This is a genomic window from Devosia sp. Micro-HW1 (genome assembly GCF_056341075.1).
In genome coordinates, this window is the sequence record NZ_CP094375.1 from 1,281,066 (window position 1) to 1,307,854 (window position 26,789).

24 protein-coding genes and 1 other RNA gene are annotated in these 26,789 nt (G+C 63.0%); 3 read left to right on the forward strand and 22 right to left on the reverse strand.

Going from position 1 to position 26,789, the window contains the following annotated elements; genetic code table 11:
• Window position 1: 1 nt before the first annotated feature.
• From MQW79_RS05950 to MQW79_RS06005, 12 genes are all read right to left on the reverse strand, one after another.
• Window positions 2–1,102: a carboxynorspermidine decarboxylase gene (locus MQW79_RS05950; RefSeq protein WP_476587407.1), complete on the reverse strand. Its 1,101-nt coding sequence runs from the start codon at window positions 1,100–1,102 to the stop codon at window positions 2–4.
• Between the two features lie 129 nt (window positions 1,103–1,231).
• An RNA gene (gene rnpB, locus MQW79_RS05955) (RNase P RNA component class A) lies at window positions 1,232–1,615 on the reverse strand.
• Between the two features lie 58 nt (window positions 1,616–1,673).
• On the reverse strand, window positions 1,674–2,420 hold the full coding sequence (locus tag MQW79_RS05960) for a TerB family tellurite resistance protein (protein WP_476587408.1): 747 nt from the start codon (window positions 2,418–2,420) through the stop codon (window positions 1,674–1,676).
• A gap of 89 nt (window positions 2,421–2,509) precedes the next feature.
• Window positions 2,510–3,313 (reverse strand): hypothetical protein, encoded by an 804-nt coding sequence (locus MQW79_RS05965; protein ID WP_476587409.1) that lies wholly within the window; start codon window positions 3,311–3,313, stop codon window positions 2,510–2,512.
• Window positions 3,314–3,442: 129 nt separating this feature from the next.
• Window positions 3,443–4,336 (reverse strand): methylenetetrahydrofolate reductase [NAD(P)H], encoded by an 894-nt coding sequence (gene metF, locus MQW79_RS05970; protein ID WP_476587410.1) that lies wholly within the window; start codon window positions 4,334–4,336, stop codon window positions 3,443–3,445.
• 4 nt (window positions 4,337–4,340) lie between these two features.
• A complete protein-coding gene (locus tag MQW79_RS05975) occupies window positions 4,341–5,300 on the reverse strand; it encodes an ArsR/SmtB family transcription factor (protein ID WP_476587412.1) in 960 nt (319 codons plus the stop codon).
• Window positions 5,301–5,373: 73 nt separating this feature from the next.
• Entirely contained in the window at window positions 5,374–7,014 is a 1,641-nt protein-coding gene (locus MQW79_RS05980; protein WP_476587413.1) for an ABC transporter permease, read from the reverse strand.
• Window positions 7,015–7,080: 66 nt separating this feature from the next.
• Complete coding sequence (locus MQW79_RS05985; RefSeq protein ID WP_476587414.1) at window positions 7,081–8,115, reverse strand: extracellular solute-binding protein; 1,035 nt, start codon at window positions 8,113–8,115, stop codon at window positions 7,081–7,083.
• A 138-nt stretch (window positions 8,116–8,253) separates the two neighbouring features.
• Window positions 8,254–9,288 carry an ABC transporter ATP-binding protein gene (locus MQW79_RS05990; RefSeq protein WP_476587415.1) on the reverse strand — a complete coding sequence of 345 codons (1,035 nt, stop codon included), beginning with the start codon at window positions 9,286–9,288 and terminating at the stop codon, window positions 8,254–8,256.
• 105 nt (window positions 9,289–9,393) lie between these two features.
• Window positions 9,394–10,113, reverse strand: coding sequence for a hypothetical protein (locus tag MQW79_RS05995; protein ID WP_476587417.1), 720 nt, complete (start codon window positions 10,111–10,113; stop codon window positions 9,394–9,396).
• Window positions 10,114–10,135: 22 nt separating this feature from the next.
• Window positions 10,136–10,915, reverse strand: coding sequence for a CPBP family intramembrane glutamic endopeptidase (locus MQW79_RS06000; RefSeq protein ID WP_476587419.1), 780 nt, complete (start codon window positions 10,913–10,915; stop codon window positions 10,136–10,138).
• 9 nt (window positions 10,916–10,924) lie between these two features.
• Window positions 10,925–12,040 carry a hypothetical protein gene (locus MQW79_RS06005; protein ID WP_476587421.1) on the reverse strand — a complete coding sequence of 372 codons (1,116 nt, stop codon included), beginning with the start codon at window positions 12,038–12,040 and terminating at the stop codon, window positions 10,925–10,927.
• Window positions 12,041–12,378: 338 nt separating this feature from the next.
• Between MQW79_RS06005 and MQW79_RS06010 the strand changes: the two genes are divergently transcribed.
• Window positions 12,379–12,570 carry a hypothetical protein gene (locus MQW79_RS06010; RefSeq protein WP_476587422.1) on the forward strand — a complete coding sequence of 64 codons (192 nt, stop codon included), beginning with the start codon at window positions 12,379–12,381 and terminating at the stop codon, window positions 12,568–12,570.
• Here the strand turns inward: MQW79_RS06010 and MQW79_RS06015 are convergent.
• Together MQW79_RS06015 and katG are read right to left on the reverse strand one after the other, a co-directional pair.
• On the reverse strand, window positions 12,567–13,691 hold the full coding sequence (locus tag MQW79_RS06015) for a DUF2336 domain-containing protein (protein WP_476587424.1): 1,125 nt from the start codon (window positions 13,689–13,691) through the stop codon (window positions 12,567–12,569). The two genes, MQW79_RS06010 and MQW79_RS06015, sit on opposite strands and share 4 nt — an antisense overlap.
• A gap of 215 nt (window positions 13,692–13,906) precedes the next feature.
• On the reverse strand, window positions 13,907–16,084 hold the full coding sequence (gene katG, locus MQW79_RS06020) for a catalase/peroxidase HPI (RefSeq protein WP_476587425.1): 2,178 nt from the start codon (window positions 16,082–16,084) through the stop codon (window positions 13,907–13,909).
• A gap of 97 nt (window positions 16,085–16,181) precedes the next feature.
• Between katG and MQW79_RS06025 the strand changes: the two genes are divergently transcribed.
• Entirely contained in the window at window positions 16,182–17,123 is a 942-nt protein-coding gene (locus MQW79_RS06025) for a hydrogen peroxide-inducible genes activator (RefSeq protein ID WP_476587426.1), read from the forward strand.
• Here the strand turns inward: MQW79_RS06025 and rarD are convergent.
• The gene (gene rarD, locus MQW79_RS06030; protein ID WP_476587427.1) at window positions 17,120–17,980 is read right to left on the reverse strand and encodes an EamA family transporter RarD; all 861 of its coding nucleotides are present in this window, start codon (window positions 17,978–17,980) and stop codon (window positions 17,120–17,122) included. The genes MQW79_RS06025 and rarD overlap by 4 nt on opposite strands.
• A gap of 308 nt (window positions 17,981–18,288) precedes the next feature.
• On the opposite strand from rarD, the gene MQW79_RS06035 reads away from it, so the two are divergent.
• Complete coding sequence (locus MQW79_RS06035; protein ID WP_476587428.1) at window positions 18,289–18,738, forward strand: host attachment protein; 450 nt, start codon at window positions 18,289–18,291, stop codon at window positions 18,736–18,738.
• A gap of 160 nt (window positions 18,739–18,898) precedes the next feature.
• Here MQW79_RS06035 and MQW79_RS06040 read toward each other — a convergent pair whose 3' ends face one another.
• The 7 genes from MQW79_RS06040 to ettA all read right to left on the reverse strand — a co-directional run bounded on the left by MQW79_RS06040 (window position 18,899) and on the right by ettA (window position 26,786).
• The gene (locus tag MQW79_RS06040) at window positions 18,899–19,753 is read right to left on the reverse strand and encodes an alpha/beta fold hydrolase (protein ID WP_476587429.1); all 855 of its coding nucleotides are present in this window, start codon (window positions 19,751–19,753) and stop codon (window positions 18,899–18,901) included.
• Window positions 19,754–19,758: 5 nt separating this feature from the next.
• Window positions 19,759–20,097, reverse strand: a complete 339-nt coding sequence (locus MQW79_RS06045) for a hypothetical protein (protein ID WP_476587430.1) — start codon at window positions 20,095–20,097, stop codon at window positions 19,759–19,761.
• A 125-nt stretch (window positions 20,098–20,222) separates the two neighbouring features.
• Window positions 20,223–20,591, reverse strand: a complete 369-nt coding sequence (locus MQW79_RS06050; protein ID WP_476587431.1) for a response regulator — start codon at window positions 20,589–20,591, stop codon at window positions 20,223–20,225.
• Window positions 20,581–22,026, reverse strand: coding sequence for a sensor histidine kinase (locus tag MQW79_RS06055; protein WP_476587432.1), 1,446 nt, complete (start codon window positions 22,024–22,026; stop codon window positions 20,581–20,583). Before MQW79_RS06055 ends, MQW79_RS06050 begins: the two co-directional genes overlap by 11 nt.
• A 570-nt stretch (window positions 22,027–22,596) precedes the next feature.
• A complete protein-coding gene (locus MQW79_RS06060) occupies window positions 22,597–23,811 on the reverse strand; it encodes a YeeE/YedE family protein (RefSeq protein WP_476587433.1) in 1,215 nt (404 codons plus the stop codon).
• 178 nt (window positions 23,812–23,989) lie between these two features.
• The gene (locus MQW79_RS06065) at window positions 23,990–24,895 is read right to left on the reverse strand and encodes a sulfurtransferase (protein WP_476587434.1); all 906 of its coding nucleotides are present in this window, start codon (window positions 24,893–24,895) and stop codon (window positions 23,990–23,992) included.
• A gap of 235 nt (window positions 24,896–25,130) precedes the next feature.
• The gene (gene ettA / locus MQW79_RS06070) at window positions 25,131–26,786 is read right to left on the reverse strand and encodes an energy-dependent translational throttle protein EttA (RefSeq protein WP_476587435.1); all 1,656 of its coding nucleotides are present in this window, start codon (window positions 26,784–26,786) and stop codon (window positions 25,131–25,133) included.
• Window positions 26,787–26,789 lie beyond the last annotated feature (3 nt).

Sequence of the window (26,789 nt, forward strand, 5' to 3'; positions counted from 1 at the left end):
ATCAGGACAGACTGGCGACATAGTCGGAATAATCGAACGATTTCACAAGCTCGATTGATCCGTTCTTCCTGCGGATGGCTATAGCGGGCATTGCCACCCCGTTGAACCAGTTTTTCTTCACCATGGTGTACCCGCCCGCGTTGAGCAGCGAGATGCGATCGCCAATGGCGAGCGGCTGGGGAAAGGAAAACTCCCCAAAGACATCGCCGGCAAGGCAGGATTTGCCGGCGATCTGGTAGCGGTACGGGCCCTCGTCCGGGGCAACTGACGCGCTTTGACGATAGACCAGCAGGTCCAGCATATGGGCTTCGACAGCGCTGTCGACAATCGCCACAGGCATGCCATTGTCCACGATGTCGAGCACCGAGACTTCCAGTGTCGTCGTATCGGTGACGACGGTGTCACCGGGCTCCAGATAGACCTGCACACCGAACTTTTCGGCAAAGGACTTGAGTCGGGCCGCAAGCCCGTCAATGTCATAGCCCGGCTTGGTGAAGTGAATGCCACCACCCAGGCTTACCCATTCGAGCCGCGCCAACAGGTCGCCAATCCGGCTTTCGATCGTGTCGAGCAGACCTGAAAAGGACGCGACCGAGTCATTCTCGCAATTGCAGTGCAGCATGAAGCCCGAGATGCGGTCCATGACGGCTTCGACTTTTGTGCGGTCGCTTTCGCCCAGCCGGCTGAAGGGGCGCGCCGGATCTGCGAGGTCGAAATGCGAATGGCTGACACCCGGATTGACGCGCAGTCCCACCGGAAGATGCGCAGCCCTGGCGCCGAAGCGCTCCAGCTGGCTGACCGAATTGAAGATAACCTTGTCGGCATTGGCAATGGCCTCGTCGATCTCGCCATCCGACCAGGCCACCGAATAGGCATGGGTCTCGCCGCCAAACTTCTCGCGGCCGAGCCTGAGTTCATAGAGTGAAGACGAGGTCGTGCCGTCCATATGCGGCGCGATCTGCGAAAACGTCGACCATGTCGCAAAGCACTTGAGCGCCAGCAGGCACTTCGCGCCCGAGGCCGAGCGCAGCCTGTCCACGATGGCCAGGTTCTGCGCCAGCGCGCTTTCGTCGATGAGATAGTGGGGGGTAGCCAGGGGCATCGCGTCTATTCGACCTTCCATAGGCGTGTGCCCGCCGGAAGACGGCGGAGGAAAGCGCCATCGTGTAACGACGATGGATGTCATGTGCAAGTTTGGAGCGGTGCGTCTTTCTGTAGCCGCCGTGGTCAAGTAGCCAGTTGACCTGTAAGCCGGGTTCTGTAGGGCCGCGTTGCCGCGGCGTGGTGACCATTCATCTGAGGCCGCTGTTGCCAGCGCGCTCGTGCAACCAACCCGGACGACATGGCCTCGAAACAGGCTGGGCCGAAACCCGCGTCATCCCTATTTGGTCTTGCTCCCGGTGGGGTTTACCGTGCGGCTTCTGTTGCCAGTCGCCCGGTGCGCTCTTACCGCACCCTTTCATCCTTACCCCGGCATGCCGGGGCGGTTTGCTTTCTGTGGCACTTTCCCTGGGGTCGCCCCCGGCGGCTGCTAGCCGTCACCGTGTTTCGATGGAGCCCGGACTTTCCTCCAGCATGCGGTTACCCGCATGCCAGCGGTCACCCGGTCAACTGGCGTGGCCTATGTGCGTGAGGAAGCGTGTGGCGTCAAGCCATCTGCGGGGGCTGCGCTGTCAGGCCAGCAGCGGCTGCGGCTTGGGCTTGGTAATCGCCTGATAGGCAAGGTTGATCGCCGCCATCCGCGCCGTGGCCACATCGATCAGGTCTTCCGGCACGCCCTTGGCAATCAGCCGGTCGGGGTGATGCTCGGCCACCAGGAGGCGATAGACGCGGCGCACCTCTTCGGGCGGTGCGTCATGGCTGAGGCCCAGAACCGTATAGGGGTCCACATCGCTACCAAGCATCACATGCTGGCTGGCGATCTGCTCGAAGCGCGCATCGTCGAAGCCGAAAATGTCGCTGACGTCGCGCAGATAGTCGAGCTCGGCCTCGTGCACCAGGCCATCGGCTGTGGCGATGAAGAAAAGGCTGTCGAGCACATGTTCGAGCGTGTCAGGCGTATCGGCGAAGAACCGCGCAACCTTGCGGGCATAGGCGTCGTAGCCGGCCACATCCTGCTTGGCGAGATTGAACAGCTTTTCCACCTGCGGCTCGCTGCCCTTGGCGATTTCCACCGTGGCATTGAAGGCGCGCACTTCCGACGCTGTAACGGCGCCATCGGCGACGGCCATCTTGGCCGACAGGGCGATCAGCGCCAGCGTGAAGGCGGCGTCGCGCCCGCCCGGCAGCCAGGTATCGGGGTCGAGTATATTGGCAACATGGCCAGCCACACCTGTGCGCTGGGAGAACGAGCCCAGGAACTGGGCCAGTTTCTGCCAGACATCACGATTATCTTCGGCCTTGCGGACGCAATGGAGCATTTGGGGACTTCCCTTTGCCGCTGGGCCAACAGAACTAACTGCTTTGCCGCTCCGGGTCCATGTCCCCTCTGGCATGGCCGCCCTGCCCCCTAGTCAAACGGGTAGAATTCGTAGGCGTTGGGGAAACGCCGTGTCGGGACACCGGAATTGGGCCCCTGATCCAGGAAGAAGCCATCGGCATCATAGTTGGATGGCGCCTGCTGGCTCTGCCCCTGGCGGCCGGCGAGGAACTCGGATAGCGGACCACTTTCCCAATCCTCCAGATCCTCGGCCGTCACCCATGTGGGATCATTACCGATAACCAGCGGCGGCTGGATCGTCGCCGGGCTGCGCGGCACCACGGCCGGGCGCAGCGCCACGGGCGTCGGGAAGCCAACAGTCTTGCTGGGGACAACAGCGACCTGCCCGGTTGCCGGCTTGGCTTCTGGCGCCGTCGCTGTCGCGTCCGGTTTGGCGGGTGCGGTCGCGGCGGGAGCAGGCTTTTCGACATTGGCCGATTGCGTCGGCGCAGCACTACCGGCACCACTGATGTAGCTCGGCAGCGGGCGCCCGGTATTGATGAAATCGTCCACTGCATTGCCCGATGGCCGGGAGCCGGTCGCCGCCGTCGTCACCGGGTCAGGTTGGGCTGCAGGTTTGGGTGTAGCGGGCACAACGGGCGCGGCAGGCACCTCCGCCACCGCAGCAGGACGCTCGGAAACTGGCGTCGGCAGGCTCGCCTCGACACTATCCTCTTCATCCTCAGTCGGCTTGGCGACTTCGGGTTCGATGACGGCGATCTGCTGCGCAGGTGCGTCAAACTGGCTGATCACAAAGTCGGCGACGGGAACAGCGACAACAAGCAGCGCGCCAGCCCAGGCCAGTCCATTGGTAATACGACGATCAATCGGCATAAAACGAACTTCCAACATGCTCCGCCCGAGCGCGGGGACATCGTCCTTCATCATGGCCACAATATGAAGGCCATTCTGCCTTATCTGTGATCGAGATCACCTGAACGCAGGCTGAACGGTCCCCGGGGGTTAGGGCCGACGCCCCAGGAGCCGTGCCAGCGCCAGAACCAGGTTGGAGCGGTTGAGCGTATAGAAGTGGAATTCCGTAACACCCTCGTCGAGCAGTTCGGTCACCTGCTCGGCCGCTACGGCAGCGGCCACCAAAGCGTGCGTTTCCGGATCGTCGTCGAGCCCTTCAAAGCGCTCGGCAAGCCAGCCGGGAATGGACGCGCCGCAGCGCGCCGCAAAGCCGGAAATCTGCTTGAACGAGTGGATGGGCTGGATGCCCGGCACGATGGGCGCGGTGATCCCGGCCTTGCGGGCCCGCTCGAGGTATCGCAGGTAATCCGCGTTCGAAAAGAACATCTGGGTAATCGCCCGATCGGCGCCGGCGTCAATCTTGCGCTTGAGATTGTCGATATCGGCCTGCCAGTCGACACTTTGCGGATGCTTTTCCGGGTAGGCGGCGACGGAAATATCGAAATCACCGATCCTGCGGATGCCGGCCACGAGATCGGCAGCGTTCTGGTAGCCTTCGGGATGCGGCGTGAACGGCTGTCCGACGCCCTCCGGCGGATCGCCGCGCAGGGCCACGATGCTGTTTACCCCCGCAGCCTTGTAGCCGCGCACAACCTCGTCCACCTCGTCACGCGTGGCCCCTACACAGGTCAGGTGCGCCGCGGCTGGTACGCCGGTATCGCTCGTGATGCGGCTCACCATGCGCAGCGTGCGTTCGCGGGTCGAACCGCCTGCACCATAGGTCACTGATACGAAACGGGGGCTCAGCGGAGCCAGCTTCTGGATGCTGTCCCAGAAGCGTTCTTCCATCGCATCGGTCTTGGGTGGGAAAAACTCGAAGGAGATTTGCAGCGCCGGGCGCTGGTCGGCGGTTTTCCGGCTGGCGCGCAGATTGTCGTCAATCATAGGTCTATTCCACTCTCTTGCGGTCGCCGAGGTGCCAGAGGCAGACCGTCAGGCCGCGATCCTTGCTATCGCTGGGAAAATCACGCACCGAGAGCACTTCAAGCCCGGCAATGGCGGCCCAGTCGTTCATCTGCTCCCGCGACAGCCCCAGGCGCCGATGGGCATGTTCGCTGCGCAGGAATTCGAGGTCGTGCGGGGCGAAATCCACGATCAGGATTTCCCCGCCGGGTTTGAGCAGGCGCCGAGCCTGCGTCAGCATTCGGCCCGGATCATCGAAATAGTGCAGCACCTGATGGACGGTGATGACATCGGCCGGACCGATAGCCGGGTCGAGTGCACCGATATCGCCCAGCCGCACCTGCGCATGTGCAATGCCCGACGCCGCCAGGCGCGCACGCGCAACGGCCAGCATTTCGCGGCTGGAATCGATACCAACGCCTCGCTTGTAGGCCGGAGCCAGCACTTCGAGCATGCGCCCGGTGCCGGTGCCCAGATCAATCAGCAGGTCGACGCTGCGGCCACCCAGCTCGGCCAGCACTGCTGCTTCCACTGCCGCTTCAGGCACATGCAGGGTCTTGAGCAGGTCCCAGCTCTCCGCCACCTTGGCGAAATAGTCGGCGGCAAGCGCCTGTTGTTCAGCCCGCGCCTCCGCCTGCCGGGCCCGGTCACGCTTGCGGTCCGGATCGTTGGGATCGACACGGGCCGTCAGCCAGCGCGCCAGATCCGCCCCCTGCCCCTCCGGCGCCAGCCGGTAATAGGCCCAGGCCCCTTCGGCATGACGCTGCACCAGCCCCGCATCGGCAAGCAGTTTCAGGTGTCGGGAGACGCGCGGCTGGCTCTGATCGAGGATTTCAGTGAGGTCCTTGACCGAGTGATCGCCATCAGCCAGAAGCGCAAGCAGGCGCAGGCGAGTGTCCTCACCCGCCGCCTTAAGCACTCCCACCAGCTTTTCCAGACCGACCATTGTCACCTCGGATATAAAGATATCTTTATATCCAGATCGAGCGCGGGGTCCAGTCTGAAATTGAACGCCGCCGTCAGCGCACCTGACGCGAGGTCCGCGCCAGGAGGACGACCGGCAGAATTCCGATGGCAACGATGATCAGTGCCGCCAGGGCAGCATCTTCATAGGTGCCACGCGCCGCCTCGCCATAGAGGAGTGTCGCCAGGCTCTCGAAGTTGAGCGGACGCAACAGCAATGTCGCGGGCAATTCTTTCATGCAGTCGACAAAAACCAGCAACCCCGCCGCTGTCAGCGCGGGGCGGGAGAGGGGCAGATGCACGCGCATCAGCGTGCCTGTCGCATTCTGCCCAAGCGTGCGAGAGGCATGGTCGTAAGCAGGAGGAATGCGGCTCAACCCCGCCTCGATGCCGCCCACCGAGATGGCCAGGAAGCGCACCGCATAGGCATAGATCAGCGCAGCCCCGGAACCGAGGAACAATAGCCCGCCCGGCAGTCCCGTCCAGCCCACCCACCATGCCGCCAGCGTCCGATCCAGCGCCGCAACTGGCACGAGAATGCCGATCGCGAGCACCGTGCCGGGCACCGCATAGCCCAGCGACGCCACCCTCATGGCCCCGCTCGACCAGGCTGTCGCATGCAGTCGCGCCGCATAGGCGATGGCGAAGCCGATCGCGACGATGACCAATGTCGCGATTGCCGAGACGCCCACCGTATTGACGGTCGCCCTAAGCAAGGAACCCGAGAAGCCCGCAAATTCAAGGCGGCGCACGGCTGCAACCAGAAGGTACAGGGCAGGACCGGCAAAGCCGATCAGGATGGGCATGGCTCCGAGCCCGAAAGCCGCAACGCCGCGGACGCCCCGGAGCGATGTCCGCTGCATCTGCCGTGAATTTTGCGCAGTAGACGCAAAGCGCTGCCGGCGTCGCGCCCAACGCTCCAGCATCAGCACGGCCAGGACGAGAACCAGCATGGCTATGGCAATCTGCGCTGCGCCGGCCAGGTCGGTCCGCACGATCCAGGTCGTATAGACAGTGGCCGTCAGGGTCCGCACCCCCAAAAACTGCGAGGCGCCAACATCGTTGAGCACTTCCATCAGCGCCAGCGACACACCCACGGCGATGGCCGGCCGGGCCAGCGGCAGCGCGACGCGCCAGAACACACCGGAGCGCGGCACGCCCAGGGTGCGCGCCACTTCGACGACATTAGCGGCCTGGGTGAGAAACATGGCCCGCGCCGTCAGGTACACATAGGGGTAGAGCACGAAGCCGAAAACGAGGATCGCTCCCCACATGGACCGGATATCGGGCAGGCGGAACTCCCGCGGGCTGGAATAGCCCAGCATCCACCTCAGGAGGCCCTGCACCGGCCCCAGAGGGTTGAGAATGTCGAGATAGGCATAGGCCATGATGTAGGTGGGCACCGCCAGCGGCAGCAGCAAGGCCCATTCAAGCACGCCCCTGCCCCGAAAATCGTAGGCGCTGACCAGCCAGGCTGAGCCGGTGCCCACGATGGTCGCGATCGCCCCTGCCCCCGCCAGCAACACGACCGTATTCCAGGTCGACTGGGGCAGCACGAATTGCATGATGTGCCCCCACAGCCCCCCGGTATCGGCCACGGCGGTCACCGCGAGCGCAGCAATCGGCACGAGCGCAAGAGCCGCCGCGACAATTGCCACGGCGGCCCACGGGCTGATGGTAAGGGTCCGGCGACGCATCGGCCGCTGTCCTGTCAGGTCTGCCATGAGGAAGCGCGGCGGAAGCGGGTTCCGCCGCGTCTCGACTTAGTTGCTGAACGTGTCGAAGTTGACTTCGTCGACCAGTTCGCTGGCGCGAGCGCGGAACGGCAGCACATCGGTCAGCGACTGGCTGTCGGGCACCAGCGTGCCGAAGGCGGCGATCACCGGGTGCACTTCGGCATTGGCATTGACCGGATGCTCGAAGTTGGCTTCCGCATAGAGCTTCTGAGCCGCATCCGAGGACAGATATTCAAGCAGCTGGACGGCCTGGTCCCGGTTCGGAGAGTGGGCAGCAACAGCAGCACCGCTGACATTGACCAGAGTGCCGCCGCCTTCAAATGTGGGCAGGATAACCTTGACCGCTTCGGACCAGGCCTTCTGCTCATCACCGCCGGCGCCGGTCGACATCAGGCCGAAGTAGTAGGAATTGGCCACGGCCAAGTCGCAGATCCCGGCTGCGATATCACGTGCACCGTCGCGGTCACCGCCGGCAGCAGCACGGGCCTGGTTGGCCTTCACACCCTCAAGCCAGGTCTTGGCGGCTTCTTCGCCATGCTTGGCGATATAGGCGGCGATCAGGGCCGTATTGTAGGGGTGCTGGCCCGAGCGGATGCAGAGCTTGCCGCGGAACTGCTCGTCTGCCAGCTGCTCATAGGTGATGGCGTCGAGGTCGAGATCCTTCGCGGCGTAAACGACGCGGGCACGGCCCGATAGCGCAAACCAGTTGCCATCGGCGTCGCGGAGGGTCTCGGGAATATTGGCCTCGAGCACGTCGGAATCCACCGGCTGGGTCACGCCGGCATTGACGAGGTCAATGAGGGCACCGAAATCGACGGTCATCAGCAGGTCGGCGGGGGAGCTCTCCCCCTCCGCCTGAACACGCTCGATCAGGCCGTTCTCGAGGAACACCGTGTTGACGGCAATGCCGGTCTCGGCGGTGAACGCGTCGAGGATCGGCTGGATGAGGCCCGGTTCACGGGTGGTGTAGATATTGACCTCCTGAGCGAGTGCGGGCACGGCCGCACCGAGCGCCAGCAGACTGGTCACACTGATGGTCTGGAAGATGTTTCGCATGTTCATTCCCTTGTGGCTGTCTGCGAGGGAACTGGAGGCCTGGTTCGCGCCCTCGTCGAGCCGCAACAGCCATAGGGGTGAAATCAAGTCAAGTTTAAACGACGAACTTTAGAATGACTCTAAGGTATTGATTATGAATGATAATCAATTCAACTGACTGTCTTGCGGGAATATCATGACGCCGCGGCTTTCGACGCTCAGAAAGACAGCGTCGCCCCGGCGAACATCGTGTCGCGACGTGCCCCGGACGATCAGCGGGTCGGTGAGGCCATCGACGGCAACAAGCAGTTCCTCGATTTCCCCCAGAATTGATCGCTCGACAATGCGCCCGGCAATTCCGGCATCAGCCAGACGGATCGACTGCGGACGCACGATCACCAGGGGCGCGCTATCCATGTTCGGAGGAGCCGCGAAGCGCCCGAGTGGTGTGTCCACCCCTTCTGCGCCGGACACGGCGGGTACAATATTCACCCGCGAAAAGAACGACGCGGCGTAGGCCGTCCAGGGCGCATCGTAGATCCGGTCTCCTGTCCCCGCCTCTACCAGCCGGCCTTTTTGCATCAGGGCGACGAGGTCGCCTATGGCGAGGGCTTCTTCCGGGTCGTGCGTGACCACGACGGCCGTCATGCCCAGATCACGCACGATGGAGAGCGTCTCGCTGCGTACCTTGTCGCGCAGGCCCCGATCCAGGTTGGAAAAGGGTTCATCCATGAGCAGCAGGCGCGGCCGCGGCGCCAGGGCACGCGCCAGCGCCACACGCTGCTGTTCACCACCCGAAAGCATGTGTGGATAGCGCTCGATCAGGGCAGGAATGCCAATACGCTCCACGATGTCATCCACGCGGTCCCGGCGCTCGGCTCGGCCCAGTCGCGCCAGTCCGAATTCGATATTCTCCCGCACCGTCAGATGCGGGAACAAGGCATAGTCCTGGAACATGAAGCCGATGCGGCGGTGCTCCGGTTCGACAAAGGCACCCGGACCGGACACCAGCGTTCCATCCACGCTGATACTGCCGCCATCCAGCGTCTCGATGCCCGCAATAGCCCGCAGGAGCGTCGACTTCCCACACCCTGATTGCCCCACAAGGCACAGGACCTGCCCGGAACCCAGTTCGAGCGACACATCGCTGAGGGCCGCCACGTCGCCAAAACTGCGACTGACATCGGAAAGGACAAGCATGGATTGCGTCGTATTCATACGCGCAACAGGCGTTCAGGCGGCACTCTTGTCAAGTCGGCTACCGTGTGCAACCGGAGGAGCAATGGACTTTCCCAATCCGGCCGATCAATCGCCAAGAATGATGACGTCCTTCACGCGGTAGCCTTCTTCCCCCTGGTTGAGAGTCACCACCGTGTCTTCGGCCTCCACCACCACATCGACCTGAGCATCGGACCCTGGCGCCGTGGCGGTACCATCAGCGGCAAAATCGAGCTGCCGGACAAAACCGTTGGGCGTGGTGATGAACACGCTGGCCCCGCCGCCGCCTTCGCGTCTGACGCCGAAGTCGCATTCCGACGCGTCAGGGTTGGCTTCAAATGTGCAGGGCAACGCGCCCGTTGCGTTGAAATCCGTTCCTTCGATCACGGCATCGTCCAATTCGGACAGTGCGGCGACATCCAGGCCGATGACGATGGTGAAGTCGTTGTCCAATCCGTCCGAGGCGGCCGCCCCCATCTGATAGACGCGGATTGTGTAGTTCCCATCCCCTGGCGCCCGCCCGGCAAAGTCCGTGCCGTAGATGGAGCCGTTGAACAGAGCCTCAACGCTGCCCGGCGGCAGGATGTTGAAGGTGACCGAGGAATCCACCGACTGGAGTGTGACCGAAAGCACCTGACCGGCCGTGGCTGTCACCACATAGTCTGCAAATTCCTCACCCGAAATAGATCCCCGGACCGTATCCGTCGTGCCGCTCGTAACAGCAACAGTCTCGGAGGTCTGCGCGAAGGCGGGAGACGCCCCTCCCATCAGAAGGGCGGCAAACATCACCAGAAACATCGGTCGCATCGCGTCTCTCCCCCAATTGCAATCACGCGCCGGGCTCGATGGGCGTATGGCCGCCAGCAAGCTCGAAGAGCAGCACTGGACCAAGGAATTCTGTCCAATCGTTGACAATGTGAGCACCAGCAGACACCCACAGATTGCGCGTGAGCAGATAGGCCGCCGTCAGCACCAGCCGCGCGGCACCAATGCCACCAAAGCACTGGATGAAATTCCAGTTGTAGGTTGGCAGATGCACCGCGGCGAACCACACAGTCGACACCACCACGCCGGTCACTATGCGCGCAGTGCGCGAGAGGTTCAGCTTTGCCACACAGAACCACAATACGGCCAGCAGCGGCAGGATGGTCATCAGCTCTTCGCCGATCAACTGGATGAAGGTGCGGCCCAGAAACAGCACGATGTCCAGCGGCCCGGTGGCGGCAGCCACCATGTTCGCGCTGGGATTGGACGTCATCGGCGTGATGCTCATCAGCACCAGTCCGACGATAACCGAGATTGCTACGGTGAGAAAACCGAAGCCGGCCGCTAGCCCCAATTCCTTGTATCCGAACCGGCCGAACAGCGCCGTGTGATGGCCGCTGGAGACCGCGGCCAGAGCCAGCAGCGGCAGCGACGTGTAGATGATCGCCGGGAGGAAATTGAGTGGCGGCTCGTAGAAGGGCAGTGAAATCAGCAGCCAGAGGGCCAGGCCCACGGCGACAAGGACGATCAGCCAGCCAGGGCCGCTGATCGCAACCGGCACACCGGCATAGTAGGGAAAGTCACGTTTGCCCTCTACGGGCAGATCTGCAGTCACTGTCGTCATCGTCACCCCCTAGTTAAGTTCGCCTTCGAGATTTTCCGGCGTATCGATCACCCGCGACCATTTGATCGAACCCAGTTCCCAGGCCGGATCATTGGCCTTGAGATCCTGCAGAAGACCCGGCAAATGGCCTGCCCCATAGGTGATGTAGATCTTGTCCGGTCCATTGTTGATGGCTTCCGCCAGGCGCTTGTTCCGGAAGTCCAGGATGATCGGATCCAGGGCCGACGGTGCCGTCGCCTGCGAGAGCATCCAGGTCATCCAGCCGCGGCAGGCCGTGCCAATCAGTGAGCGCTGACCCGGCGTGGCACTCTGGACCATGTCGAACAACGAGCCGATCGAGTTTGTCCGCACCTCGCCATCGGAGGGTGCGGGTTCATGCTCGGCGGCGACCTTGTCGGCATAGCCGGGATCCGCGGCAACGAGCCGCTCATACTCTCGCTTCATGTCCCCGGTGGTCACGTCGGCTGTCACATGGCGTTCGGGATGGGCCGTCATGTCGGCGGCCAGCAGGCCGAAATAGTCGAGCTGGAACTGCAGGCCGCAGATGTCGCCAAACTGGCTGTAATTGGTCGACAGATCCCCGCCGCCGGCCAATGTCTCAGAAAACCATGCATCGCCCTCGGGATCGGACTGCACGCCTTCGTAAAACAGCACATAGTCCTCGGTCAGCGCCTTCTCCAGGTCATAGACGACGCTCTTGTAGAACCCTTCGGATCCGATATGCATCATCCCCTGGAACATCACGGTCTTGCTGCCGTTCGAGAGGGTGGCGAGCGGCACGGTCATCGGTCGCACGGCGGTCATGATGGCGAGCACATAGATGGGCGTGGCGATGACGATGGCCAGCACCGCAAAGGTGCCGACAGCCACCTTGATGAAGGAATGGCCAAAACCGTGCTGCCGCATCGACCCCACGATGACCCGGAACAGCCAGGCCAACGGAAGGGCCAGGATCAGCGCCGCACCGGCAACAACCAGAACGGCCCACCATCCGATATCAAACAGCACCGGCAGCGCCAGCAGCACGCCGATCGCCGCCAGGAACCAGACGATCGCCCCAATCCGAATGCGTGCCCGCTCCCAGCCATCACCCGAGCCCCGAGGCGACACACCGTCAAACGTCATAGAGCCACCCCTGTCTGGTTCTCGATTTCTGTAGTCTGCCGATCAAGCCGTGACGAGATGGCCGCCACGCAATGCTAATCGAGTTTCCGCCCGCTAAACTACTGTTATTCTGCAGAAACCAACAAAGATGGATGTCACGCAACACTCTGTGCTGCTGCTCAGCATTCGATTTCTGAGCGGCGAGGAGCTCGGCAGGCTCAAACAGAAAAAGCGCGCCGAGATCGACAAATGAAATGGCAAGCTGGGCGAGAAGGCCAAAGTCAACGCTAACCGGCGGCGCTCTGCCAATATCGGCACCTTCCGCGCCTGTGCGGAGGCCTACCTGCATTCGTAAGGGTATGACGCTGATCGTCCGCCAGCTCCAGCCCGGTTCCGACGGCTTGCCGATCGAGCTTTACGCCTTCACCTATGCGGTGCTCGGGGAATTTGGTCTGCAGGTATTCCTGAACCCCGTCGGGAATGACATGCAGGCGATTGGACAGGCGGCGGCCGACGGAGAGGCTTCCTGGCGCCGCGCTTCCGGCGCCTAGGCCATCTGGCGATCTTCGGTCAGCGCCCGCTTGCGGAAGGAGTGGGCACGCCAGAGTTCGAAGATCTGACGGGCATCCTCGCTGTCCAGCGCCTCAAAGCGCGACAGAACCATTTTCTTGTCGGCTTCGCTGGGCAGGTCGCGCCAGGGCAGTGTCGCCACGATGGCCTCGAACAGGTCGGGGGCCATATTGGCAGCCCGGAGCGCCACGATGACGGCAACATAGTCCTGGCCAGCGAGCCATTTCACGACGATTTCCGGCGTCACGCGCAGCATGACAGCCATGGCAGCGGCAGCGTGGTGGCCATAGCCGAAGCGGGCGAACCGGGCCAGCGCGCGGTCGTTGAGCTGCTTGCGATCGGCCAGGCCCTTGACCTGGTTATAGGCGACCTTCCACTCCTGCGCATTGAAGCCGGCGCGGTTGCGGATACGGTTATAGACCACGGTATTGATCTTGCCGGCGGCAATCGGATCGACCTGGCGTTCCATGTCGCCCATGGTCTGGAGCACCTTGCCGGCGACGGAGTCGATTTCGCCGCGCAGCGATTTCCAGTCGATGTCGTGGCGGCCGCGCAGGTCTGCGGCAATTTCAGCATCCTGGGTGGCGCGGTGCACCAGCTTCTCGAGCGTGGCGCGGTCGAATTCGGCCTTCGGATTGCGCACGAGGCGGACGACCGACGCGGTCTTGCCGTGTTCGACCAGCGCTTCTCCGACCCGCTCCGTCAGACTGGCGCGGCCGGCAATGGCGATGCGATGGTCTTCGGTCTGCTTGGTGATGATGTCGATAAGGTCGTCATCGCTCAGCACATTGGAGAATTCCAGCAGCGGACGCGCGACTTCGATAATGTCATTGGCGAGCTTGACCAGCACGGTGCCCGGCGCCCGCTCGAGCGGAGCAAGAAGCTTGGCCACGTGGACACGGGCTTCCACCTCGACCAGTTCGGCCAGCTGGCAGAGCACTTCGTCATACTGGGCAACCTGGTCGTCGTCACAACGGTCGGAGACATAGCTGAACAGCTGCGCCGTGGTCCGGAACAATTGCTCGCGCTCAAACTGGTTGTCCTCGCCATTGAGAACGCGAAAATTCGCGAAGGCCCGGTGGCTCTCTTCAAATTCGGACATGAGTCGATCTCCCGGCTTCTGCCGTTACTGTGGGTACAGACTGAACGCGACATGCTTGTGTGCCCTGAAGGCAAAGCACCGGATTTGAATAAAATGCCAACTAATCGGCCAGGCCCAGCCCAACCGGCCCTCTCAGGGCTGCAACACAGCCTGTGGAAACAAAAAAGCCCCGGGTCGAAACCCGGGGCCAAAGGCACTGAAGATGAACCGCGCGACTACTTCAGATCGAAGCGATCGGCATTCATCACCTTGTTCCAGGCCGCGACGAAGTCCCTTGTGAACCTGGCCGCCGAGTCGGACTGCGCATAGACCTCGGCAAAGGCGCGCAGCTGCGAGTGCGAGCCGAAGATCAAGTCGACGCGGGTGCCGGTCCACTTGATGGCGCCGGTCTTGCGGTCACGACCTTCATAGATGCCGTCTTCATCAGCCTTGGGCGCCCATGCGGTATCCATGGTCAGCAGGTTGAGGAAGAAGTCGTTGCTCAGCACTTCCGGACGCGTGGTGAACACGCCATGCTCGTTGACGCCGGCCTTGAGCACGCGCAACCCACCGAGCAGCACGGTCAGTTCCGGTCCGGTGAGACCAAGCAGCTGCGCGCGGTCCACCATGGCTTCTTCGGGCTGCATGAAGCGCCGATTGCCCAGGTAGTTGCGGAAGGCATCGGTGCGCGGTTCGAGCGCGGCAAACGAAGCCACGTCCGTCTGCTCGAGCGACGCATCCATCCGACCCGGAGTGAAGGGAACGGTGATCGCCTGGCCACCCGCATGGGCAGCCTTTTCGATAGCGGCCGCCCCAGCCAGCACGATGAGATCAGCCAGCGACACCTTCTTGCCCCCAGTCGCCGAAGCATTGAATTCGGCCTGGATAGCTTCAAGCGCCGAAAGAACATGGGCGAGCTGGGCCGGCTTATTCACCTCCCAGTCCTTCTGCGGCGCGAAGCGGATGCGCGCGCCATTGGCGCCGCCGCGCTTGTCCGACTTGCGGAAGGTCGATGCAGAGGCCCAGGCAGTGGACACCAGCTCGGAAACCGAAAGGCCCGATTCCAGCACCCTGGCCTTGAGCGCGGCCACGTCGGCGTCGTCGATCAGCGGGTGATCCACGACCGGGATGACGTCCTGCCAGATCAGGTCTTCGGCAGGCACTTCCTTGCCCAGGTAGCGGACCTTGGGCCCCATGTCGCGGTGGGTCAGCTTGAACCAGGCGCGGGCAAATGCGTCGGCGAACTGATCCGGGTTCTCGAGGAAGCGGCGCGAGATCTTTTCGTAGATCGGGTCGAAGCGCAGCGACAGGTCGGTGGTCAGCATGGTCGGGCGATGTTTCTTGCCCGGCACGAAGGCATCGGGAATGACAGCATCATCGGTCTTGGCGACCCACTGCTTGGCGCCGGCGGGGCTCGTCGTCAGCTCCCATTCGAAGCCAAAGAGGTTCTCGAAGAAGAAATTGCTCCACTGGACAGGCGTTTGCGTCCAGGTGACTTCAAGGCCGGAGGTGATCGAATGCGCACCAAAGCCGCTTTCGAACTTGCTCTTCCAGCCCAGCCCCTGGTCTTCCAGCGCAGCGCCTTCCGGATCGACGCCGACAAAGGACGGATCCCCCGCGCCATGAGTCTTGCCGAAGGTGTGGCCGCCGGCGATCAGCGCCACGGTTTCCTCGTCATTCATGGCCATGCGCGCAAACGTGTCGCGAATGTCGCGCGCCGCCAGCACCGGGTCAGGATTGCCGTTCGGGCCTTCCGGATTGACATAGATGAGGCCCATCTGCACGGCAGCCAGCGGCTCTTCCAGCTGACGCTCGCCCGAATAGCGCGAGTCCCCGAGCCAGGTGCCTTCCGGGCCCCAATACAGCTCTTCCGGTTCCCACACATCGGCGCGGCCACCGGCAAAGCCAAAAGTCTTGAAGCCCATGGATTCGAGGGCAACATTGCCCGTCAGGATCATCAGGTCGGCCCACGAAATGGCCTGGCCATACTTCTGCTTGATCGGCCAGATCAGGCGGCGTGCCTTGTCCAGATTGGCATTGTCAGGCCACGAATTGAGCGGCGCAAAACGCTGCTGGCCCATGCCGGCGCCGCCGCGACCGTCGGTGATGCGATAGGTTCCGGCGCTGTGCCAGGCCATGCGGATGAACAGGCCACCATAGTGTCCGAAATCGGCCGGCCACCAGTCCTGGCTGTCGGTCATGACGGCGCGGAGATCGGCCTTGACCGCGTCAAGATCGAGCTTGCTGAACGCCTCGGCATAGTCGAACCCGCCCAGCGGGTCAGAGAGGTTCGAATTGGTGTGCAGCACCTGCACGTCGAGCTGCTCGGGCCACCAATCGCGATTCTTCGGAGCCGATTTACCGCCATGCGGGAACGGGCATTTGGCTTCTGCTGTGGGGTTTGGATCGGTCATGGCGGGGGCCTCCTGGATACATATGGCCGCGTTATAGGAGTCTGGCATCGATTAGGCCAATCGATTATTCTTCCTATGACAATAGGACAAAGTTATCGTGGCGATCACTCTCAGACAGATGCGTTACGCGATCGCCGTTGCCAGCGCAGGGCACTTCGGCCGCGCCGCAGATCTCTGCGCCGTATCGCAGCCCGCCCTGTCGCAACAGATACTAACACTCGAGGCTCTTTGCGGCACGCCCCTGTTCGACCGGCTCAAATCCGGTGTGCGACTGACCCCGTTCGGACGCGACTTCATCGTGCTGGCCAAGGAGACGGTGAAGGCCGCCGAAGCACTGGACGATTTCGCCCTGGGCCGCGCCGGGCGGCTCGACCGGCCCCTGCGTTTTGGCCTCATCCCTACCGTCGCGCCCTACCTGTTGCCGCGCATCTATCCGGCCCTGACGCGCAGCCTGCCCGAGATCACGTTCTCGATCAGCGAAAGCCGCACCGAGGCCATGCTCGGCGCCGTGCAGGACGGTCGCCTCGATCTCGCGCTGATTGCCACCGATCCACCCGCGGGCGGACCACGCCTCGTCTCCCGCCCACTTTTTGACGATCCCTTTGTCCTCGCGACGCCGCGCGACGAAACGGCGGCAGAGCCGCTGACTTTGGCCGCTCTTCCGCCCGAACGCATACTGCTTCTTGATGAAGGGCACTGCTTTCGCGATCAGGCGATTTCCGCCTGCCGCCTCGACGGCGACCGCGCCACGAATGCCTTTGCAGCCACTTCGCTGGCGACCATCGTCGAATTCGTCGCCAACGGCCAGGGCGTGACCCTCCTGCCCCGCATTGCGCTGCGCAAGGAAGCCAGCGATCCGCGCATCGCCATCCACCCGCTCGACGATCCGTCCGCGGGCCGGCAATTGCGGCTGGTCTGGCGCGAGGCCACGCCCTACGACGAAATCTTCGAGCGCGTAGCCGAAATTGTCCGGGAGGCAGGAGACCAGCACCCGGTCATGCCGCCAGCAGGGGCCGCCGCCAGCAACAGGTCGCCCTAGGCTGCAGCGCGGCGGCGCTGCCTGAAGCTGTCCCAGGTAAAGATGCCGAGTGACACCCAGATCAGGGCAAAGCTCAGCAGCCGGACGCCGTCGAGACTCTCGCCCAGTGGGCCGACCGCGAGCAGGAACTGGATCGAGGGCGCCACATACTGGAACATGCCGATCGTGGTCATCCGCAACCGCTTGACCCCATAGGCGAACAGCAGGAGCGGGATGGCCGTGGCGGGCCCGGTAAAGATCAACAACAGCATCAGGCCGGGATCGGCATGCACGCCGGCGCCATTGGTCGCCGTATAGACCGCAACCACGATCAACGCCAAGGGGGCGGCCAGCAGTGTCTCGACGAACAGTCCCGTTGCGGGCCCGGTCTGCGCTGTCTTGCGAATGAAACCGTAGAAGCCGAATGTCAGGGCCAGGCCGAGGGCAACGAAGGGAATATTGCCCAGTGCCACCGCCTGGATGCCGATAGCCACGACAGCCAGCGCAATGGCGCCTGTCTGCACGCGGTTCTGCCGCTCGCCCAGGAAAATCATGCCGATGGCGATGTTGACGAGCGGGTTGATGAAATAGCCGAAACTTGACTCCAGCACCTGCCCGGTTTCCACCGCCCACACATAAAGCAGCCAGTTGCCCACCAGCAGCGCCGCCGAGATCAGGATCACCCTCATGCGCTGGCGGTCGAGAAGAATGGCGCGCACCTCGCCCAGGCGCCCCGTAAACGCGATGATGGCAGCCAGAAGCAGCAACGACCACAGTGTCCGCTCTGCCACCACCAGAACCGCCCCGGCCGGTTCGAGCCAATGGAACAGCAGCGGCAGGAAGCCCCAGAGCAGATAGGCCGAAAGGGCTGCGGCCACCCCGTTTCGCGTCTGCGTGGCATCCGCGACAGGTGGGGAAGATGCGGGACTCGGGGAAGCAGGCCGCTGTTCGGATAGGCTCATGGAGAACTCCGCGCCGTCTGACGCGTTTCCGCTGGACACGGCATCCGCTCAGGCATGTCCGCCCGTCTAGCAGCCGCCGCAAAGTGCGGCCAATCAGAGTTTGTGATGCGCGCCCACCGCAAAGGTGATGGCAGCTGCCAACCTTTTCGCCGGTCGCACGTTTGCAATCGAGGGGCGTCGCCGCAATCGGGACGCTCTGGACCATCTATTCCGAGGAGCAGCAGATGAAAAAGACCGTGACCTGGATCCTGATCGCCGATGGCACTCAGGCCCGTGTTCTCGAACATACCGGTCCCGGCAAGGGGCTGATCATGGTCAAGGGCCTCGACTGGTCCATCCCCCCGCTCCAGAGCCAGGACATCAATGCCGACCGGCCGGGACGTAGCCACTCATCCGTGGGTCCGGGCCGCAGCGCCATGGAGCCGCGGACCGACCCTGCTCAGCATAGGGAAGCGGAGTTCGTCCGCTCCGTCGCCGGGGTCATGGACGACAAGGCCAAGGCCGGTGCCTATGATCGCCTCGTCATTGCGGCCGCGCCGCTGGCCCTGGGTAATCTGCGCAAGGTTCTCTCCGACCATGTCAAGAAAACTGTCGTCGCCGAGCTCGACAAGGACCTCACGAACGTGCCCACGCCTCAACTGGACCGGCACCTCGACGGCATCATCGCCATCTGACGAAAGCGAAAAGCCAAAACTGATTCTGGATCAGCAGTTTGCGCCAGTTTGATAATAAAAAGGTTCAGGCCGTTGAATCACTCGTTCAACGACCTGAATCGGCTTCTGACAAAGCTGAATCGCGACGCGAGAAATCAGCGCGAAGATTTGCCTTCCGCAGCTAGTCCTCTAAATCCTCATCGAATTCGTCATCGTCATCGTCGCCCGACAGGGCGTCGAGGAACTGCAGCAGCAGCGAATTGACGAGTTCAGGCTTTTCGATGCTCGGAATGTGAGCAACCCCCTCGAGAACGACCGCAAAGGCGTTCGGCATGGTCTCCGACAGCGTGTCGTGACGGTCGATCAGGGCGGTAAAATCCTCATCGCCCACGACCAGAAGGGCTGGCGTATTGATGTCCTCGATCCGTCCCCAGGCGTCTGGCCTCGCCTCTTCCTTCGTCAACTGCGGCTTGCCGAGGGCCTTGGCATTCATGTCCAGGAACAGGTTGCGCGCGCCGCCGCCGACGCGGCCGCTCTGGCTGCGCGGCCCATCGAGCCACTCATGGGCCTGCACCTTGTTGAGCAGGTCGAGATCACCCCGCTCCCAGGCATCTTCCTCGGCCATTTCGATAGCCCGTTCTTCGGCGGTGGCACTCCAGGGCGCGCCTGTAATCGAGGTTCCGACCAGCACCAGTCCGATCACCCGGCCGGGATGGGCCAGCGCGAAATCCACCGCCAGCCCGCCGCCCATCGAACATCCCACCAGCACGGCTGCATGGATGTCGAGCGCGTCGAGCACGGCTTCGAGATCATCGAGATGGTTGAAGTCTTCGTCGGGGCTGATCGCCTCACCATAGCCGCGCCGATCATAGGCCACGGCATGCCAGCCCGCTTCGTCGACGGCTTGCATCTGGTCGAGCCACATGCGCTTGTCGCAGACACCTGCATGCAGGAAAACAACGGGCAGTCCGTCGCCCTGTTCAATGCCAGTCAGCGTGGCGCCGCCGATATCGACGGAAAACGGCTCTGCATTCATGTCGCTTACTGCTCCAGGGCGGCGCAGAAGGTGATGTCATCCTCGGCGCCGTACCAGCAGCCCTCTTCGCCTTCAACGGGGGCGAAGCGGCCGAGTTCCTCGGGCTGGCGTCCCGGCTGCGGCTCGGCAGCGATCAGATAGCCCAGGCCTTCGCCATCCGCTTCGTGCGCAAACACGAAGGTTTCCCCGCTGGGCAGCACAAAGGCAATGCCACCGCCATCGACATCCACGTCGCAGGCGAAATCGCCATGGCCGGTCATCGAACACTGTCCCGGCGCCCCAGCAGCCGGAACGGCGAGGGCAAGGCCAAAAGCGAGCGCCGCCCCCGTCATCAACTTCTTCATACAGTCCCCCAAAGAACCGATCAGCAACGGGACTTGGCCCGTCATGTGCAGCCTATTGCAAAAAGGCCTGCAAACCCAATGCTTTTCACAGATCAGTGGAGGTTTGGTAAAGGGGGAAATCGCCTTCAGGCGGCGGTACCGACCAGGTTTGCCAGAGCCTGTGCCACGTCACGCTGCGTATAGGGCTTCATGATCACCGGACGGTCCTGCCATTCAGGTGGCAGCCCATCGCGTCCATAGCCGGTCGCAAACAGGATCGGCACCCCGCGTTCGGCCAGGATACGGGCCGCCGGAAACACGGACACGCCCCCGATATTGACGTCGAGTATGGCCGCATCGGGCGCTTCGACGCTGGCCGCCAGCCGCTCGGCATCGGGCAGCCACATGGCCTGCGCCGACACCGTCCAGCCCAGCTCGTCCAGCATGTCTTCGAGATTGATGAGTACGAGTGTTTCGTCTTCGACTACGAAAATGCGGCGTCCATCACGAGACAAAGAGCGCCTCCTGCACCTGATAGGCCAACCTGGGAACGACCAGATGCGCCTTCAACCCGGTCTCAGCATAGCGCAAATCCATCGATCCGCCCATCTCTCCCGTGATCACCATCCGGAGCAGCCGCGAACCAAAGCCACGCCGCGTCGGCTCCGTCGCCGGAGGTCCACCATCCTCAGTCCAGTCAATTATGAGATTTTCGTCCTCGTCTTCACGCCAGGAGACCTCAAGAATGCCCTCCGGGACAGACAGGGCCCCATGCTTGACCGCATTGGTCGCCAGTTCATGTATCACGAGAGCCAGCGCCACTGTCGCCTTGGCGTTGACCACCAGGACCGGTCCGCCGAAGCGCACTTGTTCGCCTTCGAAGGCGTCCAGCTCCTTGCTGACCAGATGCCCGATTTCGGTATTGTGCCACTGGCGATCGCTCAGCAGCGTGTGCGCGCGCGACAGGGCGCTAATCCGCGATTCAAAGGCCTGCCGTGCCGCCGTCACGTCATTGGTGGCGCGTAGCGTCTGGTTGGCGATGGACTGTACCGTGGCCAGCGTGTTCTTCACCCGATGATTGAGCTCGTCGATCATTAGTCGCTGCCGCTGCGTCGCCCGGAAGTTTTCGGTACGGTCCATGCCCTGCACGAAAATGCCGGTAATATTGCCGGCGCTGTCGCGGATCGGATTGTAGGAAAAATCCAGGAAGAATTCCTGCGCCGGTCGGCCCGGCCGGTTCTCGAGGATCACCCGCGCGCCCTCGGCCTGGTGCACGTCGCCGTCGAAATAGACCTGGTCGAGCAGGTCGACAAAACCCTGCTCCACCACTTCCGGGAGCGCCTCGCTGATCGGCCTGCCAATCACGTTGCGTCCGCCGATCAGCCGCACATAGGAGTCGGAGGTGAAAGTGAAAATATGGGTCGGCCCCGACAGCACTGCGAAAAAGGCAGGGGCCTGCTGGAAGAGCCGTCGGAAATCTGCACTGGCCGCCTCGGCTTCTCGTGTCCGCTCAATCAGGCGAGTCGCCGCCGAGAGGGAGGAGAAAGGCAAGGTCGCCATTTCGCGTATTCGGGCAAATTCCGTTACGTCGACCGTATTCTGCATGACATGGGTAACCCGCCCGGCCCCATCGAGGATGGGCACATGGGTACATGTCCAGTAGCGGTTCTCGAATCCGCCGTCACTGCGCGGAATGGGATAGGGCAAGTAGGCCAGCGTATCCACTTCACCGGTGGCCAGCACCCGTTCGAAGGACTCGCGCAGTCGCGTGCCGCTCTCGCCGGGATTGGGAAACATGTCCATGACATGCTGGCCAATCAGCTCGTCGCGCGTTCGGTTTGTCGTCCTGAGATAAGCGCGGTTCACGGCAACGTAGCGAAGACCGCAATCGAGGAGCATGAAGGGACTGGGCAGCGCGTCAAAAATGCGCCCGTAGTCAACCTCGCCCATATGCCCTGCCCCCAATAATCTCAGCAGGCAAACAGCCCCCTGACCCGCGCCTAACGCGTATGGGGGAATATGGTTCCAGGAAAATGTACGAAGACCGGGCGAATGATGTTCGCCCGGTGCGCATGGAGTGTCAGACGCCCTCGATGGCGAGATCTGGCGCTTCTTCGCCTTCCGGCTTGGCTTTTGGCGGCGGCGGAGGGGCTGCCTTCTCGGTGGCAGGTGCTGCCGCGGCCGCCGGAGGGGCCGCAGGTGGAGGCGGCGGTGCCAGCTTTTGGGTGGCTGCGGGGGGCGTAGCGGGCGGCGGCGGTGGCGCCGCCTTTGCAGGCGCGCCTGCGGCACAGGGAGCGCCTGCCGGCGCTGGTGGGGGCGCTGCCTTGGCCGGGGCTCCTGCCGCGCACGGGGCGCCCGCGGCGCAAGGCGCGGCGCCGGCGGCACAGGGAGCCGCTCCCGCCGAGGCCGTGGCCGTGGTCGCAGACGGGCGTGGCGGGACCGGATTGGTCACGTGGTCATAGGCGATGGCGGCGGTAGTGACTGCCAAGGCAGCACCAAAGAGCAGTGTGTTGCGCGCGCTCATTTCTTTGCAAACCCATCAAGACCGAAGAAGGGGCGTGCCCAGACGCCGACAAATGAGCCGACAAAGGCGGCGGCAAACCACAACCAGCCATGCAGGCTTCCGGTGGCTATGCCAGAGAACAGCGCTCCAATATTGCAGCCGAAGGAGAGGCGCGCGCCGTAGCCCATGAGCAGGCCACCGATGATGGCCGCCAGCAGCGAACCAAGCGGCAGCTTGGCCTTGGGGGCAAACTTGCCGGCGATGGCGGCGGCCAGGGCCGCGCCCAGCACGAGGCCAAAGTCCATGACCGAAACGGTATCGGCCAGCACCGAGGAATTGAGCGCCTGAGCCTGGGCCGGCCAGGTCCAGAATTCCCAGCTGGCGACAGGAATACCAATTGCCGAAGCTATCTTTGCGCCCCAGAGGCCAAAACCGTAAGTGATCGACCAGGGATGGCCGGCCAGCAGCAGCGTCGCGATATTGAGCAGTGCCAGCACCAGACCCGCGCCGACCAGCGGCCAGGGGCCATAGAGGATCCAGCTCCAGCCCTGACGCGCCGGTGCGGGCTCGGCCTCGATATTGCCATGCACCTTGCGCTCGATCAGCGCGGTGACCAGCGCCACCAGCGCAAGGCCGGCAATGGTGACAGCCAGGGCAAGACCGACGCCCAGCTCAGCGCCCAGGCTGATGGCCGGGAGCGCCGGCTGTTCGAGCCAGAAGGGGAGATGCGCCGTGCCGACGACGGCGCCAATGATGAAGAAGACCAGCGTCACCAGCATGCGCGCCGAGCCGCCGCCAACGGTGAACAGGGTACCCGAGCCGCATCCGCCGCCCAGCTGCATGCCGAGGCCGAAAATCGCCGCGCCCAGCAACACCGAGACGCCGACGGGCGCCATCGCCCCGACTATCGCCTGCCCGCCGATATTGCCGGCGGCCACCAGCGGCATCATCGCCAGCGCCGCCACGCCGATGGTCAGCATCTGCGCCCGCATGCCACGGCCGCGTTTTTCGACCACCATCCGCTTCCAGCCGCCGGTAAACCCGAAGGAGCCGTGGTAGAGCGCGACGCCAAGTCCGCCCCCGATCAGGAACAGCGCCCCCTGCCTGAGATCAACCTGCCAGGTGATGAAGGCAAAGCCGGCCAGCAGCATGGCGGCGGCAACCAGGAGTGGGCCACGATCTGCCACCGCCGGCGGCAGGAATTTTGGCACTGATGCTGAAATGTCGGTCATGAGTCTCGAAAATCACATGTCTTGAAAAAGCTTTGGATGCTGCGGCCGCGAGGCGCAACATCCATAGGGGCTCGTGCCACAGCGACCGTCATTGCCGGGCTTGTCCCGGCAATCCATCTTGCGCGACCATGGACCACCCGGACAAGCCGGGTGGTGACGATCTCACGAACTTTCGTGATTACTGGATCGGACGGGCCGGATCGGCAGCCCATTCGGCCATCGAGCCGTCATACATCGCGGTGTTTTCATTGCCACCCACGGCATTGAGCGCGAACCAGGCAATCGAAGCCCAGTGGCCGGTGTTGCAAAACACGATGTTCTCTTCGTCTTCGGCAAGACCCACACCAGCAGCCAGGGCCGCGATGGTTTCGGGCAGAGCGAAGCTGGCATATTCAGCGCTGTAGAAGTTGGAATGTGGAATGTTCACGGCGCCGGGAATGGTGCCTTCGATACGCACGACCGGGCTCTTGGACTGACCCAGGAACTGCTCTTCCGGACGACCGTCGACCAGTTTCACACCCGCAGCGAGTGCCGCTTCCACATCGGCGGTGGTGGCGCGCAGTTCGGGGCGCACATTGGCGACGAAATCGCCAGCTTCCGGGGTCACGGCCTCAGCAACGCGCTCGCCACCCTGGGCATCATACTGACGCCAGCCGCCGTCGAGGATCGAGACATTGTCGTGGCCGAGATACTTGAAGGTCCAGTAGACGCGGGTCGCGCCGCCGAATTCGGAGGAGTCCGTACCCCAGGGCACGATGACCACATGGTCGTCGGCATCAACGCCAAGTCCGGCGATCAGCGCGGCAATGTCGGCATCCGCAGGAATCTGGCCCGGCACGCCTTCGACTTCGGTGCGCCAGCCATAGCTGCCATAGGGCGCGACGACGGCATTGGCGATATAAGGCAGATCGCCCAGGTCGGTCTCATCGATCTTGTCACGGATATCGATGATGGCAATGTTTTCGTCGGCAGCATGGGCCTTGAGCCACTCGGCCGTCACCAGCGGGGTGACATCCTGGGCAATGGCAATAACGGGAGCCGCAACGAAAAAGGCGGCGGCAGTGACGAGCGATGCGAGACGCATGGCGAAGCTCCAACATGTTAGTCTGCCGCGAAATCTATAGCGATCTGGTCGGGAAATCGTGGTCTGGGGGTCCAAAATGCCCCGTCGTGAGAGCAAAATTGCGCGCGCTGTGGTCAATCCGGAAAATGATTGCCTCCTCCACGCAAGGGCGCGATCCGCGGATCACAACCGCAGCGAAAAGTCCGGGGCCTGTTTGACAAAGAAAGGGCGCAGCTCTCGCCGCGCCCTCTAGACCTTACCGCGTCAGCGGCTTGTACGTTGCCCGCTTCGGGTTGACCGCGTCGGCCCCCAGGCGGCGGACCTTGTCGGCCTCGTAGTCCTGGAAATTGCCTTCGAACCATTCGACATGGCTGTCGCCTTCGAAGGCCAGCATGTGGGTGGCGAGGCGATCGAGGAACATGCGGTCGTGGCTGATGATCACCGCGCAACCGGCGAATTCCTCCAGCGCCTCTTCGAGCGCGGCGAGGGTTTCGGTGTCGAGGTCGTTGGTCGGTTCGTCGAGCAGCAGGACGTTCGCCCCGCTCTTCAGCATCTTGGCCAGGTGCACGCGGTTACGCTGCCCGCCCGAGAGATTGCCGACCTTCTGCTGCTGGTCGCCACCCTTGAAGTTGAAGGCCGAGGTATAGGCGCGCGAATTCATCTCGCGCTTGCCCAGCATCAGCACGTCGTCGCCATCGGAAATTTCTTCCCAGACGGTCTTGTTCGGGTTGAGCGCATCGCGGCTCTGGTCGACATAGCCGAGGTGTACGTTCTCAGCCACGGTGACAGTGCCGCTATCGGGCTTTTCCTGGCCGGTCAGCATCTTGAACAGCGTGGTCTTGCCCGCGCCATTCGGGCCGATAATCCCTACAATGCCGCCCGGCGGCAGTTTGAAGGTGAGGTTGTCGATCAGGAGACGGTCGCCGAACGACTTGGACAGGTTCTCGACATTGATGACGTTCTGCCCGAGGCGTTCGCCGGGCGGAATGATGATCTGCGCGGTATGCGACTGGGTGCGCGCCTCGTTGACCTTGACCAGCTCGTCATAGGCGCGGATACGCGCCTTGGACTTGGCCTGCCGGGCCTGCGGGCTCTGGCCCATCCATTCCTTTTCGCGTTCCAGCACCTTGGCGCGGGCCGCGTCTTCGCTCTTTTCCTGCGCAAAGCGCTTGGCCTTGGCGTCGAGATAGGCGGAATAGTTGCCTTCATAGGGCACGCCACGGCCGCGATCGAGCTCGAGAATCCAGCCCGTGACATTGTCGAGGAAGTAGCGGTCGTGGGTGATGATCAGCACCGCGCCTTCGAATTCGCGCAGGTGCCGTTCGAGCCAGGCCGTGGTCTCGGCGTCGAGATGGTTGGTCGGTTCGTCGAGCAGCAGCAGGTCGGGCTTGGAGAGCAGCAACGCGCAGAGGGCCACGCGGCGCTTTTCACCACCCGAGAGATTGGTCACGTCGGCATCGCCGGGCGGGCAGCCGAGCGCTTCCATGGCCACTTCCACCTGCGATTCGAGATCCCACAGGTTCTGGCTGTCGATGATGTCCTGAAGCTTGGCAGCCTCGTCGGCGGTCTCGTCGGAATATTCCATCATCAACTGGTTGTACCGGTCGACAATGTCCTTCTTTTCCTTGACGCCGGTCATCACGTTGCCGAGCACGTTCAACGCCGGATCGAGCTGCGGCTCCTGGGCGAGATAACCGATCTTGGCGCCATCGGCAGCCCAGGCTTCACCGGTAAATTCGGTGTCGATACCCGCCATGATCTTCAGGAGGGTCGACTTACCCGAGCCATTGGGACCGAGAATACCGATCTTGGCATCGGGGTAGAAGCTGAGGTGGATATTATCCAGCACCTTTTTGCCACCGGCATAGGCCTTGGACATTCCGTGCATGTGATAGATGAACTGGCGGGCCATTCG

Excerpts from the sequence above, each read along its gene's own strand:
- MQW79_RS05950 (WP_476587407.1), bottom strand. The coding sequence starts at position 1,102 with ATGCCCCTGGCTACCCCCCACTATCTCATCGACGAAAGCGCGCTGGCG.
- metF (WP_476587410.1), bottom strand. The coding sequence starts at position 4,336 with ATGATTGACGACAATCTGCGCGCCAGCCGGAAAACCGCCGACCAGCGC.
- MQW79_RS05990 (WP_476587415.1), bottom strand. The coding sequence starts at position 9,288 with ATGCTTGTCCTTTCCGATGTCAGTCGCAGTTTTGGCGACGTGGCGGCC.
- MQW79_RS06000 (WP_476587419.1), bottom strand. The coding sequence starts at position 10,915 with ATGACGACAGTGACTGCAGATCTGCCCGTAGAGGGCAAACGTGACTTT.
- MQW79_RS06035 (WP_476587428.1), top strand. The coding sequence starts at position 18,289 with ATGAAAAAGACCGTGACCTGGATCCTGATCGCCGATGGCACTCAGGCC.
- MQW79_RS06045 (WP_476587430.1), bottom strand. The coding sequence starts at position 20,097 with ATGAAGAAGTTGATGACGGGGGCGGCGCTCGCTTTTGGCCTTGCCCTC.
- MQW79_RS05960 (WP_476587408.1), bottom strand. The coding sequence starts at position 2,420 with ATGCTCCATTGCGTCCGCAAGGCCGAAGATAATCGTGATGTCTGGCAG.
- ettA (WP_476587435.1), bottom strand. The coding sequence starts at position 26,786 with ATGGCCCGCCAGTTCATCTATCACATGCACGGAATGTCCAAGGCCTAT.
- MQW79_RS06015 (WP_476587424.1), bottom strand. The coding sequence starts at position 13,691 with ATGTCCGAATTTGAAGAGAGCCACCGGGCCTTCGCGAATTTTCGCGTT.
- MQW79_RS05980 (WP_476587413.1), bottom strand. The coding sequence starts at position 7,014 with ATGCGTCGCCGGACCCTTACCATCAGCCCGTGGGCCGCCGTGGCAATT.
- MQW79_RS05985 (WP_476587414.1), bottom strand. The coding sequence starts at position 8,115 with ATGAACATGCGAAACATCTTCCAGACCATCAGTGTGACCAGTCTGCTG.
- MQW79_RS05975 (WP_476587412.1), bottom strand. The coding sequence starts at position 5,300 with ATGGTCGGTCTGGAAAAGCTGGTGGGAGTGCTTAAGGCGGCGGGTGAG.
- MQW79_RS05995 (WP_476587417.1), bottom strand. The coding sequence starts at position 10,113 with ATGCGACCGATGTTTCTGGTGATGTTTGCCGCCCTTCTGATGGGAGGG.
- MQW79_RS06065 (WP_476587434.1), bottom strand. The coding sequence starts at position 24,895 with ATGCGTCTCGCATCGCTCGTCACTGCCGCCGCCTTTTTCGTTGCGGCT.
- MQW79_RS06055 (WP_476587432.1), bottom strand. The coding sequence starts at position 22,026 with ATGGGCGAGGTTGACTACGGGCGCATTTTTGACGCGCTGCCCAGTCCC.
- MQW79_RS06005 (WP_476587421.1), bottom strand. The coding sequence starts at position 12,040 with ATGACGTTTGACGGTGTGTCGCCTCGGGGCTCGGGTGATGGCTGGGAG.
- MQW79_RS05965 (WP_476587409.1), bottom strand. The coding sequence starts at position 3,313 with ATGCCGATTGATCGTCGTATTACCAATGGACTGGCCTGGGCTGGCGCG.
- katG (WP_476587425.1), bottom strand. The coding sequence starts at position 16,084 with ATGACCGATCCAAACCCCACAGCAGAAGCCAAATGCCCGTTCCCGCAT.
- MQW79_RS06040 (WP_476587429.1), bottom strand. The coding sequence starts at position 19,753 with ATGAATGCAGAGCCGTTTTCCGTCGATATCGGCGGCGCCACGCTGACT.
- MQW79_RS06010 (WP_476587422.1), top strand. The coding sequence starts at position 12,379 with ATGACGCTGATCGTCCGCCAGCTCCAGCCCGGTTCCGACGGCTTGCCG.
- MQW79_RS06060 (WP_476587433.1), bottom strand. The coding sequence starts at position 23,811 with ATGACCGACATTTCAGCATCAGTGCCAAAATTCCTGCCGCCGGCGGTG.